Here is a 12,518-nt window from a genome sequence, read left to right on the forward strand (position 1 = left end):
CCGCCCGGCTCCGCCGCCGGCCAGAACACCGCCAGCGCGAGCGCCCCGTGGAGCCCCGCGGCGACCAGCGCGCCGAAGCCGATATGGCGGGCGCCGAGCTCCATCAGCGCGCGCCCCCGGCCGGCAGGGTCAGGAGCCCGATCCGCGTCGCTCCGGCGGCGCGCAGCTCGGCCATCAGCGCCACCACCGCGGCCGCGTCGGCCCGGCGGTCGGCCCTGATCCGGAGCGGCGCCGCCGCCTCCGCCGCCGCGCGCCCGGCGATCTCGGCGATCAGCGCGGGCCGGGTCAGCCGCCGCCCGTCGAGCGCGAGCTGCCCCTCGGCGCCGACCAGCAGGGTGCGCTCGCCGCCGGGACGCGCCGCCGCCGCCGAGCGCGGCGCCTCGACCTCGAAGGGATCGCCGGGCGCGAGCCGCCCGGCCACCATGAAGAACACCAGCAGCAGGAAGACGATGTTGATCAGCGGCAGCACCGCCTCGTCGGAGGCCGCCGCCCGCCGGTCGCGCCGCGCCCGGCGCGCCGGCCGCCCTGCCGCCCGGCCCCTCATCGCGCGCCGCCCGCCGGGGCCAGCGCGAGATCGCGCACCCCGGCCGCGCGCAGCAGGTCGACCGCCGCCACCAGCCGCTGCATCTCGGCCCCCGGCAGCGCGCGCAGCAGCACCCGCTGCTCCGGCACCGCCGCGAGCCGCTCGGCGAGCCGCCGCCGCAGCGCCGCGCCGCTCACCGGCGCCCCGGCCAGCCGCAGCCCGGCGGGCGCCACCTCGACCAGCATCGCCCCCGCCATCGCCGGGGCCGGCGCCCCCGCCATCGCCGGGGCCGCCGCCAGCGGCAGGCTGCGCCAGTCCTCGAAGCTCGAGGCCAGCATGAAGAAGACCAGCAGGATGAACACCACGTCGATCAGCGGCGTCAGCCCGATCCGCAGGCGCCGGCGCAGGCGGCGCCGGGGCCGAGCGGGCTGCGCCGCGTCACTCCCCCGCCGCGGCATGTAGGCTCGGCCCGGCGGGCGCGTCCTGGCCCGGTCCGGCGCTGCGCTCGGCGGGGAAATCGGTGGCGAAGAGCCCGGCCAGCGCGTTGTCCACCGCATGCTCGGCGCGCTCGATGCGCCGCTCGAACCAGTTCACCGCGGCGACCACCGGCATCGCCACCGCGAGCCCCGCCGCGGTGGTCAGCAGCGCCTCCCAGATGCCGCCTGAGAGCAGGCCGGGATCGACCCGGGAGCCCGCCGCCTCGAGCTCGGCGAAGGCCGCGATCATGCCGAGCACCGTGCCGAACAGCCCGAGCAGCGGCGCCAGCCCGGCGATCACCTCGAGCGGGCGCATCCAGCCGCGCAGCAGCTCGAAACGGTCGTCGGCGACGCGGTAGCACTCCTCGCGGATCTTGCCGTCGGGCACGCCGCGGGCCTGCGCCTCGATGGCCAGCGCCAGCGCCTCCGCCGCCGGGCCGCGGCGCCCGCGCACCAGCGCATAGGCCTCGCGCACCGCGCCGGCGCGATAGAGCTCGAGCGCCCGGCGCGGGGTCTGCCGGTCACCGAGCCCGGCCCGCGACAGCTGCACCAGCTTGGCCAGCACGATGGCGGTGGCGAAGACCGACATCGCCGCCAGCACCGCGCCGACCGGGCCGGCGCCGAGCGCCCGCTCGCCGAGCGCGGCGGCCGCCGCCGCGAGCGCGTCTCCCGCCATCGCGATCTCCTCCGTGGCCATGCCCGGTTCAGTCGAGGAATTCGGCCGAAGCGCGCGAGCGGGTGCGGATCATGCCGGCGCAGTCGTCGCGCGCGCCGGCGCCGGTGTCGCAGGAGACCACGCCGTTCACCAGGATGCGGCCGATGGCGTCGCAGGCCAGCCCGTCGATGCCGAAGACCTTGACGCGCATCTTCGCCGCCGCCACCGGGCCGAGCTCGACCGCGAGGCGCCGCACGATGATGCCCTCGGCGTCGAACAGCACGAGGTCGAGCGCCAGGCTCTCGAAGCGCGCATCGGTGCCGTTCTCCATCACCATGTAGGCCTGGCAGGCGGCCCCCGAGGGCTCGAGCCGGTTCAGCTCGATGCTCAGCGCCGGCGCGTCGGCGGCGCCGGGGGCCGGGACCGCGGCGACCAGCGCGGCGGGCAGGGCGATCGGCAGGGCGGCGGGCAGAACGGCGGGCAGGCCGAAGGGGACGGCGAGCGCGAGCGCCCGGCAGGCTGCGGCAATGGAACGGGTCATGACATCCTCGACAGGCTGCGGCTTCGGCGCCTTTTCGCGCGGATCGCCGGCCGCGGCAAGCCGGGGGACGACGGCACCTGACCCGATGGCGACGCCGCCGCGCATCTGTCCCCGCGCGGCGCCGCGCATCTGTCCCCGCGGGGCGCCGCGCATCAGTCTCCGCGGCGCGCCGCGTCTCTGTCTCCGCGGGGCGGCGGCGCGGTTCGGGCGGCTGCGGCGGCGGCGTGGCTCAGTCCTTGTGCCGGGACTCGGGGTCGGGCTGCTCCTCGGGCTCGCGGAGGGCGAGCTCGGCAACCTCCTCGTCTTCGTCTTCGTCTTCGTCTTCGTCCTCGTCCTCGTCCAGGTCTTCGTCCTCGTCTTCGTCCGGGTCCTCGTCCTCGTCCCAGTCCTCGTCCTGGTCTTCGTCTCCGTCCCAGTCTTCGTCCCCGTCCTCGTCCCAGTCTTCGTCCTCGTCCTCGTCTTCGTCCCAGTCCTCGTCCTCGTCGTCGTCGACGGGGGCGGGGGCCAGCGCCGCCTGGTGCGCCTCGACATCGTAGCCCGCCTCGGCCGACATCATGCCGGCGAGCGCGATCAGGCTGTCGGTGATCGCCTGCATCCCGGCATGCGCGCTGCCGTCCCCGGCGACCGGCCGGTAGCCCTGCAGCGCCGTCTGCGCCGCCTTCGCCGCCTTTGCCGCGCCCGCGACGAAGGCGCCGTATGCCGGCGTCGCCGGCGGCTCGCCGAGCGCGTTCAGCGGAAACTTCGCATCGCGCAGCGCGGCATAGCCCCCGGCCGCGTCGGTATAGTCCTTCAGCCCGGCCAGCGCCGCATCGACCGCCGGCGAGCGGCCCGAGGCCTCGCCGAGCGGCGGATCGGTGCGGGTCATCGCCGCCGCCTTGAAGCGCACCCAGCTCTCGAGCGTCAGCACCGGCACGCCGGGATGCCAGTCGGCCGGGATCGGCACCCGGCGCATCACCACCGGGTCGTCGCTGTAGAGCGTCTCGAAATAGCTCACCACGCGGGGGCAGACATCCTTCTGGTCGGCCAGCACCTCCGGGGTCAGCCCGCAGTTGCGCCCGACCTCCATGGCGATCGGGTCCTTGTCGATCACCACCCCGTAGGCGATCACGCATTTCGACAGCGTCGAGTTCCAGCGCATCGCGCTGCGCGCCTTCTTGCGGTTGTTGGGGTGGGCGAGGGCGTCCTTGTAGGTCCGCCAGCCGGCGATGATCTCGCCTTCCTTGTGCATCTGGTAGCCGAACTTCTTCAGCGCCCGCAGCAGGTCGTTGGCGATCTCGATGCCGTGCCCGGCCGCGCCCACCGGCGCGCCGACGCCGCTGGCATCGGCGAGCTTCAGCGCATCGGCGGTCAGCGCCACCGCGTCGAGCAGCACGTCGACGGTCTTCTCGCTGACCTGCACCGCGGCGAGGCGCAGGCGGTTCTTGATCGCCGGGCCATAGACCGAGTCGTTGCCCCAGGTCAGCACCATGTTCTTGCGCCAGGTGTTGAGCTGCGCCGACTTGCGCACGAGGATCGCGATGTCGCAGGCCAGCTTGGTCGCCGAGGCCACGCCGCCGGCCACCGGCAGCGCCGCGGCGATCACGCCGGCGCCCCCGGTGGCGAGGCCGGTGAACGCCTTCCAGGCCATGTTGCAGCGCTGGGCCTGCTTGATCAGCTTCTCGATCGCGGCCATCGCCGCCCGGGCGCGCTCCTCGTCGGCGAGATCGGTGGCGGAGGGGGTGGCCTCCTCGATCAGCCTGCGCATCGCCTCGGCCTCGCCCTCGGCCTCGGCATTGACCTCCGCCGCCACCCTGGCACGGAAATCCGGATCGGTGCGGAGCTTCTCCCGGAAGCCCTTCACCTCGGCCGCGGCCTGCTCCGCCTCGGCCTTCCGATGCGCCTCCATCAGCGCCTTCATGCGCCGGTCGACGGCGGTCTCGTCGGCGCGGTCGATGAAGCCGTCGAAGGCGGCGCGCAGGGCATCGGCATCCTTCGCCATGGCGGCGAGCGCGGCGCCCTGGCCCTCCTTGCGCAGCTGCTTCGCATAGGCGTCCTCGGTGAAGGCGTTGCGGTCCTCGGCCTGGCGATCCGTCTCGCCCTCCTGGAACTGGTCGATATCCTTGCGCACCACGTCGCCGAGCGGCTCCTGGCTCGCCGCCGCGCCGATCTGGACGATGTCGACGATGCTCTTGCCCGCGATGCCGGCGAGGAACCAGCCGAGATCGGCCTTGGTGAGGCTCGGGTCCTTGCCCGCCTCGATCCTCGTGATGATGGCGCCGGCCAGCTTGCCGGCATCGGCGCCGCGGCGGATCGCGGCCCCGAAGGCGGCGCCGACCAGCGCGAACTGGCCCTCGGTGCCGGTGTCGCGCTCGGTCACCTTGTCGCCCTTGCGGTCGTAGACCTGCTTGCCGGTTTCGTCCTTCTTGTCGACATTGCCGGGCGGCGTGTCGCAGGCCGCGATCGCCTGCTCGATCACGTCGCCGAGGCAGCCGGCCACCTTCTGCAGCGCCGCCTCGCGCTCGGCCCGGCTCTTGTTGGGCATCATCGCCTCGGCCAGGTGCAGCCCGGCCCGGGTGCCCTTGAGCCCGCCCGTCACCGCGCGGGTGACGATGTTCTGCATCTTCTTGTGGTCCTGCGTCTTCGCGGTATCGCTGTCGCGCACGGCAAACTCGGCAAAGCCGAGCGCGAGGCCCGACGCCGCCAGCGCCTCGATCTGCCCCAGCGCCCTCTCGGCAAAGGCGAAGACGTTCCGGTCCTTGCCCTTCTTCGACGCCATGTCGATCGTGGCATCGACCATCTCGAGGCCGCCGTTCAGCGCCAGCACCCCGAGGCTGATCGCCGCCCGGTCGCGCAGGTTCTCGCGCCCGGCTTCGTAGAAGTCGTCGATCCGGTCCTTGACCGAGGCCGCCTCGATCTTGTCGAGCTGGCCGTCGATGCCGTCGATCCTGCCCTGGAGCTGCGCGACCTTCGCGGTATCGCCGGCCTTCTTCGCCTCGCCGAGCTGTGCGGTCAGGTCCTTGCGCTCGTCCTTCAACTCGCCCGCCTTGAGGTCGAGCTGCTTGTTCTTCTTCCAGTCGTCGGCGTCGATGAAGCCGCCATCGGCGAAGCCCTCGACATTCACCGCAAAAGTCGCCGCGGCGCCGCAGAGCGAGATGCCGGCCTGCGCGATGCGCAGCGCCTGCTTGACGTTCTGGTGCCGCGAGGCGGTCTCGGAGAAGTCCTCGAGCTTCTTCCGGTAGAGCTCGCAGGCGCCGTTCCAGACCTGCACCTCCTGGCTGTATTCGTCGGCCACCGCGTTGGAGGGGATCAGCCCGGCCTGCACCAGCGGCGTCCAGAGCTCGCGCGTGATGTCGCGGGCATCGAAGAGCGGCACCTCGGCCGGCTCGCCCTCCCGCGCATCGGGGTTCGGCATGGTCTGGGCGGCGAGCTCCTCCTGGATCTGCACCAGCCGCCGGTGGAACCGCTGCACCGCGCGGGCGGCATCCTCGTCCACCTCCATGCGGCCGGTCATCTCGTCGGTGTCGAGCTCGTCGCCGCGGTCGCCGGACATCCAGTCCACCGTCCTGTCGCGGGCGCCGAACAGGGTGGAGAGGCTGCGCTTGCCCTTGAAGACGATCTGCAGCCGCTCGTTGGCGGCCACCATCTCGTCGCGCAGCGCGTCGATCCTGGCGCTCATCTTCTCGAGCGCCTCGGTCTTGCGCGCCGCGGCTTCCGAGGCGGCGATCAGGCTGTCGGCCGAGCCGGGCGCGCCGCCGTCGCCGAGCACCTCGCCGAGCCATTTCTTCTGTTTCGCGGTGAAACCCATGGCGGTTCTCCCTGACGGTTCAGGCCCCCGGGCCGGTGTGGATCGCGGTCAGCAGCGCCAGCTCGAGCCGCGGCAGGCTGAGGCGCAGCGCACCGAGCGCCGCGGCATCGACGAAGGGCTGCCGGCGGAACGCGGCCATGCCGGGATGCGACTCGACCGCCAGCTTGAGTTCGCGCACGATGCCGAGCGCGCTGCGCCGGGCATCGAGCCGCTTCGCCTTGGCCTCGTCGCCATTGACCACGATCCGCACCAGCCCCGGCAGCGTCTTGGCCTGCTCGGCCGGGATCGCCCTGGCCAGCGCATCGGCGATCCGCTTCAGCCGCGCCTCGCCCTTCGGATAGACCGAGAGATCGCCGGCATCCTTCACCGCGGGCACGAAGGCCTGCACCGCGGCGTGCAGCTTGCGGGCCGCGCGCGCGGCCTGCCGCGCCTGCTTCAGCGCATCGCCCGAGGCGATCTGCCCGGCGCCGCCGAGCTCGGCCTTCAGCCTGCCGAGCTCGGTCTCGATCTCGGCCAGCGCGGCCATCCCCGAGGCATAGGTCTCCGAGGCCTTCACCCGGCTGCGCTCGCCCTTCAGCCGGCGCTCGAGCGCCATCGCCTCGGTCGGGTCCATGCGGCGCTTGCCGAGCTGCTTGACGAGGCTCTTGATATCCTTGCCGAGGCGCCTGGCGATGCGCCCATAGGCCTTCTTCGACGCGAGCTGCTTGCTGCGGTCGGCGTCGCGGGCGCGCACCTCCTGCAGGCAGGCCTTCAGCATCGCGTCGTTCAGCGCCTGCATCCGCTGCGCAGCGGCCTCGTCGCGCTTCTTCCCGGCGCCGATGCCGTCCAGCACGGCGTTCAGCGCCTCGGCCTCGTCGCGCAGCCGGTCGAGCATCGGCCCCGCCTCGTACATCGCCGCCTCGGTGCGCTCGTCGAGCTTGGCGCGGATCTTCCGCGCCTGGTCGGTCAGCGGCAGCAGGTTGACATCCGGCACCGGGTCGAGCGCATGCCGCCCGATGATCTTCCAGAGCCTGTCGAGCCGCGCCTCCTCGTCCTTGAGCTTCCCGAGCATCGCCTTCCGGGTCGCGCCCACGGCGTGGCATTTGCGGATATGCGCCAGCGTGTCGGCGCGCAGCGCCCTGTAGGTCTCCCGGCTCTTCTCGAAGGGCTGGGTCTTGCAGGCCGCCTCCAACGCGTCCCAGCGGTCGAGCAGGCGCTTGCGGTCGGGCAGTTCGTAGAGCTTGACCAAATCCTTGTTCGAGAGCCGCTCGCGCCAGGCCGGGATCAGCCGGCCGAGCGTGTCGAAGAAGGTCTCGGAGAAATGCTTGCCGGCCTCGGCCTTGACGTCGGCCATCAGCGCGGTGAGCTCCGCCAGCGCCGCGCTGGCCTCGGCCGCCGCCTCGCCCGAGCCGCTCGCCGCCAGCAGCTCGGCCGCGCGGATCGACAGCTTGAGATGCTCGACGGTCTCGCGGGGCACCGATTTCAGCGGGTCGATCCGCTCCTTCGACGCCTGCGTGCGGCGGTCCGACTGGGTGACGACCTTGCCGGTCACCGGGTTGTGCAGGAACAGCGCGTCGAGATCCTTCTTCAGCGCGGCGATGTCCCGGCTCACCGCCAGCGGATCGACCTTGGCCTTGCGCAGCGCCGCGGCGCGGGCCGCGATGGCCGCCCGGTCGGCGGCCGCGACCGCCTTGCCGAGCGCGCCGATGATCGGGTCGACATCCGACCTGCCGAGCGCCGCCGTCACCGCCGCCTCCAGCCGGTCGGCCTCGGTGCCGGCACCGTTGACCCGCAGCACCCGGCCGATCTCGGCCGCCCGCGCGCAGAGCGCGGCGATGGTCTCGCGCGCCCCGGCGAGCCGCGCGGTCCGGCCCTCCAGCGCGTCGAGCGCCGCCCGGTTGCGCCGGTGCAGCTCGTCGAAGATCCAGTCCGGCTCGAGATCCGCCGCGGCGGGCAGGGCGTCGATCGCCGCCCGCGCCGCCACCAGATCGGCGACCGCGGCCCTGCGGTCGGCCTCCAGCGCGTCGGCCGGCTTCGCGATCAGCGCCTCGCGCAGGCGGTTCACCTCGCCGGCGGCGTCCTGCAGGATCCGGTCGATCCGCGGGCCATGGCCGGCATCGGTGCGGCCCGTGCCGTCGATATCGGCGGTGCCGAGCGCGATGCTGGTGCCGGTGCGCGCGGCGATCAGCGCGCCGATCTTCGCCCGCACCGCCTCGAGCTTGTCCATCGCCGGCTTCGGGTCGCCCCCCGCGGCGTCGCGGAACAGCAGCACCGCGGTGCTCAGCATGGCGTTCAGCAGCACCTGCTCCCGGGTGCCGAGGGCCGGCAGCGTCTCGCTCAGCTCGGAGCCGTCGGGCAGGGTGTAGCGGGTCTCGTAATAGTCCTCCCCGTAATCCGCGATCTGCCCGCGCAGCCGCTCCACCGCCGCCTGGAACGCCTTGAACGCCGCCGGGTCGGCCCGCACCGGCACCGTGCCGCCGCTGTCCTGCGCATCGCGCAGCGCCTTGGCCGCCGCCGCCTCCGCCGCGAGATCGCCGGCGATGGCCTGCTCCAGCCGGTCGAACCGCTCCACGCGCTGGCGCAGCTCCCTGCGCGAGTTGCGGCGGAAGTCGCGCAGCTCCACCTCGGCATCCGCGGCATCGCGCTCCGCGGCGAAGAGATCCTCCATCAGCGCGTCGACCCGGTCGCCGTCCTCCATGACGTCGAAGCCGTGGAGCAGCGCGCCGATCCGGGCGACCTCGGCGCGCGCCATGTCGCGCCGCCGCTTGAGCTTCCGGCGCCCGGCGCGCCCGGCCTCGCGGAACTCCGCCGCGGCCGCCTTCGGCGTGACCTCATCGGTCCGCGTCGGGGCCAGGCGGAGCTCGCGCAGCACCGCCTGCGCCCAGGCCTCCTGCGCCTTGCGCTCGGCCTCCTTGGCGGCATCGCCGGTGATACGGTCCCTGATCTGGCCGGCGGTCTTCGATGCCTTGTCCTTCGCCCCGTCGAGCTTGCCCTTTGCCGAGCCCAGGAATCCGCTCATTCGGCCAGTCTCCCCTTGGTTACACGCCCTGCACGCGGGGGAGTCTTGCCCGACAGGCCGACATTCACAAGAATTTATCCGTATCGCCCGGCCCCCGCCGCGTCACGGGTTGCATGCTGCCACCGCACCGGCCGATACTCCGCGCGCGGCGGGCATGACCGCCCCCGCAGGGCCATCATGACAGGCATAACCACAGGCATCAGGACAGGGGGAGGAGAGCGATGAATCTCGCAAGGCTCGCGGCGGCCCGCGCCGATCAGGGGAGCCCGGTGCGCGCCGGGCTGATCGGTGCCGGCAAGTTCGGCTCGATGTTCCTGGCGCAGGTGCCGCATATCGCCGGGCTCGAGGTCGCCGCCATCGCCGACCTGTCGCCCGACCGGGCCCGCGCCGCCTGCGCCGCCACCGGCTGGGACGAGGCCCGCATCGGCGCCACCGCCTTCCTCGAGGACGGCCGCGCGCTGGCCGCCCGCGACGATGTCGACGTGGTGATCGAGGCCACCGGCAACCCGGCCGCCGGCATCGCCCATGCGCTCGCCGCCATCGCCGCGGGCAAGCATGTGGTGATGGTCAATGTCGAGGCCGACGTGCTGGCCGGGCCGGCGCTGGCGGCGGAGGCGGCGCGCGCCGGGGTGGTGATCTCGATGGCCTATGGCGACCAGCCGGCGCTGGTCTCGGAGATGGTCGACTGGGCCCGCGCCACCGGCTTCCGGGTGATGGCGGCGGGCAAGGGCACGAAATATCTCCCGGCCTATCACCAGGTCACGCCGGACGATGTCTGGAGCCATTACGGCATGACCCCGGAGGCGGCGCAGGCCGCCGGCATGAACCCGCAGATGTTCAACTCCTTCCTCGACGGCACCAAGAGCGCCATCGAGATGGCCGCCATCGCCAATGCCTGCGATCTCGCGGTGCCGGAGGCCGGGCTCGGCTTCCCGCCCTGCGGCGTCGACGACCTCGCCCACCTGCTGCGGCCGCGGGCGCTCGGCGGGGTGCTCGAGGGGCCCGGCATGGTCGAGGTGGTCTCGAGCCTCGAGCGCGACGGCCGGCCGGTGTTCCGCGACCTGCGCTGGGGCGTCTACGTGGTGCTGGAGGCGCCGTCCGACTATGCCGCCGCCTGCTTCCGGCAATATGGCCTCTCGACCGACGGCTCGGGGCGCTTCGCGGCGATGTACAAGCCCTATCACCTGATCGGCCTCGAGCTTTCGGTCTCGGTGCTCAGCGCGGCGCTGCGCGGCGAGCCCACCGGCTGCGCGCGGGCCTGGCGGGGCAATGTCGCGGCGGTGGCCAAGCGCGATCTCAGGGCCGGCGAGATGCTCGACGGGGAGGGCGGCTACACCGTCTGGGGCAAGCTGATGCCGGCCGGCGCGGCGGCCGGGGCGCTGCCGATCGGGCTCGCCCATGGCGTGGCGCTGACCCGCGACGTGCCGGCGGGCACCGCGCTCGGCATGGCCGACGTGGCGCTCGGCGAGAGCGAGGCGCTGACCTGGCACCGCAAGGCGGCGGCGATGGCCTGAGGCGCCCGGCCCGGCGGTTCCCGCGGCGCCGCCGGCCGGAGATCCGGTGCGAACCGGGCTTGCGAACCTCCGCTGCGGAGGTTCGCGGGAACCTTCGGGCCGGCTTCAGGCCTTCGGAACAAACGCCTGGAAAACGGACATTCCTGCCGCCGAACATTCCTGCCCCCGAAACCGGACCGCGCGGCGCCCGGCGCCCACCGGATCAGGTTGGCGGATCAGGCTGGCGGGGTCTCCTCGCGCAGCCGCTTCGCCTCCCGCTTGCCGGCGTCGAAGGCCGCCCGCCGGGCCGCGATCTCCTCGGCGGAGAGCCGCTCGATGTTGCAATAGTCGCGCTTCCAGCCCGGATCGCCGGGCCAGCGCAGCGGGCTGGCGACGGTGCTGCGCGGCCCCGTCGCCGTCTCCAGCAGCCCGAGCGCCAGCGCCAGCGTCGCGTCCTGCCCGGCCGGATCATGCGGCGGCCCGGCGGCATTGCCAAGCGGGAAATCGCTGAAGACAAAACGGCTTACGCCGACTATCTCGACGATGTCGCGGGCGCAGCCGAGCACCGCCGCGGGGATCCCGCCGGCCTCCAGCGCCCGCGCCGCCAGCGCGGTGGACTGGTGGCAGACCGGGCAGTTGGCCACCAGCAGCACCGCGTCGAGCCGGTCCTCGCGGCAGCGGGCGAGGAGCTCCGGGCAGTCCACCTCCATCGTCGTCGCCTGCGAGCGGTTGGTCGGCAGCCCGTGAAACCGCGGCCCCACCGCGCCGATCCGCCCCGCCGCGGCGGCCCGCCGAAGCGCCGCCAGCGGGAAATAGCTCCCGAGATCTTCGGCGGTGGTATGGTCCCGGTCTATCGCCAGGTGGGAGATCCGCAGATCCGGCAGAGGCCCATCGGCCGGGCCGGAATAAACCTTATAGAACTTGGCCTTGGCGTTGTAAGCTGCACCGGGACCCTGGTCTCCGGCGCCCGGCTTCACCGGCGCGGCGGTGGTCACCAGCCCGATCCGGCACGCCGCGAGGGGCCTGCCGACCGGCAGGAAGGGCACCGTCTCGAACCGCGCCCAGCGATAGGGCGCGCCATAGCCGAGGGCGGCGTAGTAGCTCCGCGTCCGCTCGATGTAACGGATCGGCTCCCCGGACATCGGCTCCCCGGGCATCGGCTCAGAGGATCTCGAGCGGCTCGCGCCGCCGCGGCGGCGGGCAGGCCTCGTCGACCGCCGCCATCACCTCGTCCGGCAGCCGCATCACCGCCGCCGCGGCCAGCGCGTCGACATGCGCCGGCGTCGCGGATTTCGGGATCGGGCAGGCGCCGCTGCGGGTCATGTGCCAGGCCAGCGCGAGCCGTGCCGGGCTCAGCCCGGCGCCGCGCGCCACCTCGGCGAAGCCCCGGTTCGCGCCGAGGCGGCCGGGCTCGATCGGGGAATAGGCGACGCAGGCGATCCCGGCCTTCCCGAGGAAGGGCAGAAGGTCGAACTCGATGCCCCGCCGCCCCGGATTGTAGAGCACCTGGTTGACATCGACGAGCCGGTCCGCGTCGTCCGAGACCGCCGCGGCGATGTCCTCGATGTCGAAATTGCTGACCCCGAAGGCGCGGATCTTGCCGGCCGCGCGCAGCCGCTCGGCGCCGCGCAGCGTCTCCTCGAGCGGCGTGCTGCCCGGCCAGTGCAGCAGGTAGAGGTCGAGGCACTCGATCCCGAGCCGCCTCAGCGAGCGCTCGCAGGCCCGCTCCATCTGGTCGGCGCGGGCATGGTGGGGGTAGAATTTCGAGGTGATGAAGAGCGCCTCGCGCGGCCAGCCGGCGATCGCCTGGCCGAGCAGCGTCTCGCTGCCGCCTTCGCCATACATCTCCGCGGTGTCGAAATGGCGGAAGCCGCGGGCCAGCGCATGGCGCAGGGCGGCAAGCTCGGCCTCGGCCTGAGACCGGCTCTCGCCGATCCGCCAGGTGCCGAAGCCGATGCCGGGCATGACGGTGCCGGAGCGCAGCCGGATGGGCGGAATGTCGAGGGGCGGGTCGTCCGGAAGATTGGGCATGGCTCCGAGCCTAGCCG

The 12,518-nt window shown here is 73.4% G+C and carries 9 protein-coding genes; 1 reads left to right on the forward strand and 8 read right to left on the reverse strand.

The genetic code is table 11. From position 1 onward, the window contains the following. Window positions 1–103: 103 nt before the first annotated feature. The 6 genes from QSJ97_RS16865 to QSJ97_RS16890 form a co-directional block, all read right to left on the reverse strand. Window positions 104–544 carry an ExbD/TolR family protein gene (locus QSJ97_RS16865; RefSeq protein WP_285673149.1) on the reverse strand — a complete coding sequence of 147 codons (441 nt, stop codon included), beginning with the start codon at window positions 542–544 and terminating at the stop codon, window positions 104–106. After that, complete coding sequence (locus QSJ97_RS16870; protein WP_285673150.1) at window positions 541–981, reverse strand: ExbD/TolR family protein; 441 nt, start codon at window positions 979–981, stop codon at window positions 541–543. Before QSJ97_RS16870 ends, QSJ97_RS16865 begins: the two co-directional genes overlap by 4 nt. After that, window positions 962–1,675, reverse strand: a complete 714-nt coding sequence (locus QSJ97_RS16875) for a MotA/TolQ/ExbB proton channel family protein (protein WP_285673151.1) — start codon at window positions 1,673–1,675, stop codon at window positions 962–964. Before QSJ97_RS16875 ends, QSJ97_RS16870 begins: the two co-directional genes overlap by 20 nt. Before the next feature lie 28 nt (window positions 1,676–1,703). Next, the gene (locus tag QSJ97_RS16880) at window positions 1,704–2,195 is read right to left on the reverse strand and encodes a hypothetical protein (RefSeq protein ID WP_285673152.1); all 492 of its coding nucleotides are present in this window, start codon (window positions 2,193–2,195) and stop codon (window positions 1,704–1,706) included. 229 nt (window positions 2,196–2,424) lie between these two features. Next, entirely contained in the window at window positions 2,425–5,979 is a 3,555-nt protein-coding gene (locus tag QSJ97_RS16885) for a hypothetical protein (protein ID WP_285673153.1), read from the reverse strand. Window positions 5,980–5,998: 19 nt separating this feature from the next. Next, window positions 5,999–8,977: a hypothetical protein gene (locus QSJ97_RS16890; protein ID WP_285673154.1), complete on the reverse strand. Its 2,979-nt coding sequence runs from the start codon at window positions 8,975–8,977 to the stop codon at window positions 5,999–6,001. Window positions 8,978–9,198: 221 nt separating this feature from the next. On the opposite strand from QSJ97_RS16890, the gene QSJ97_RS16895 reads away from it, so the two are divergent. After that, the gene (locus QSJ97_RS16895) at window positions 9,199–10,491 is read left to right on the forward strand and encodes an NAD(P)H-dependent oxidoreductase (RefSeq protein ID WP_285673155.1); all 1,293 of its coding nucleotides are present in this window, start codon (window positions 9,199–9,201) and stop codon (window positions 10,489–10,491) included. Between the two features lie 215 nt (window positions 10,492–10,706). On the opposite strand, the gene QSJ97_RS16900 is transcribed toward QSJ97_RS16895, so the two are convergent. Together QSJ97_RS16900 and QSJ97_RS16905 are read right to left on the reverse strand one after the other, a co-directional pair. After that, complete coding sequence (locus QSJ97_RS16900) at window positions 10,707–11,612, reverse strand: glycine reductase (protein WP_285673156.1); 906 nt, start codon at window positions 11,610–11,612, stop codon at window positions 10,707–10,709. Window positions 11,613–11,631: 19 nt separating this feature from the next. Continuing rightward, window positions 11,632–12,501: an aldo/keto reductase gene (locus QSJ97_RS16905; RefSeq protein WP_285673157.1), complete on the reverse strand. Its 870-nt coding sequence runs from the start codon at window positions 12,499–12,501 to the stop codon at window positions 11,632–11,634. Window positions 12,502–12,518 lie beyond the last annotated feature (17 nt).

It is taken from the genome of Paralimibaculum aggregatum, from assembly GCF_030270585.1.
GTDB lineage: Bacteria > Pseudomonadota > Alphaproteobacteria > Rhodobacterales > Rhodobacteraceae > Thermohalobaculum > Thermohalobaculum aggregatum.

Excerpts from the sequence above, each read along its gene's own strand:
- QSJ97_RS16865 (WP_285673149.1), bottom strand. The coding sequence starts at position 544 with ATGAGGGGCCGGGCGGCAGGGCGGCCGGCGCGCCGGGCGCGGCGCGAC.
- QSJ97_RS16870 (WP_285673150.1), bottom strand. The coding sequence starts at position 981 with ATGCCGCGGCGGGGGAGTGACGCGGCGCAGCCCGCTCGGCCCCGGCGC.
- QSJ97_RS16875 (WP_285673151.1), bottom strand. The coding sequence starts at position 1,675 with ATGGCGGGAGACGCGCTCGCGGCGGCGGCCGCCGCGCTCGGCGAGCGG.
- QSJ97_RS16880 (WP_285673152.1), bottom strand. The coding sequence starts at position 2,195 with ATGACCCGTTCCATTGCCGCAGCCTGCCGGGCGCTCGCGCTCGCCGTC.
- QSJ97_RS16885 (WP_285673153.1), bottom strand. The coding sequence starts at position 5,979 with ATGGGTTTCACCGCGAAACAGAAGAAATGGCTCGGCGAGGTGCTCGGC.
- QSJ97_RS16890 (WP_285673154.1), bottom strand. The coding sequence starts at position 8,977 with ATGAGCGGATTCCTGGGCTCGGCAAAGGGCAAGCTCGACGGGGCGAAG.
- QSJ97_RS16895 (WP_285673155.1), top strand. The coding sequence starts at position 9,199 with ATGAATCTCGCAAGGCTCGCGGCGGCCCGCGCCGATCAGGGGAGCCCG.
- QSJ97_RS16900 (WP_285673156.1), bottom strand. The coding sequence starts at position 11,612 with ATGTCCGGGGAGCCGATCCGTTACATCGAGCGGACGCGGAGCTACTAC.
- QSJ97_RS16905 (WP_285673157.1), bottom strand. The coding sequence starts at position 12,501 with ATGCCCAATCTTCCGGACGACCCGCCCCTCGACATTCCGCCCATCCGG.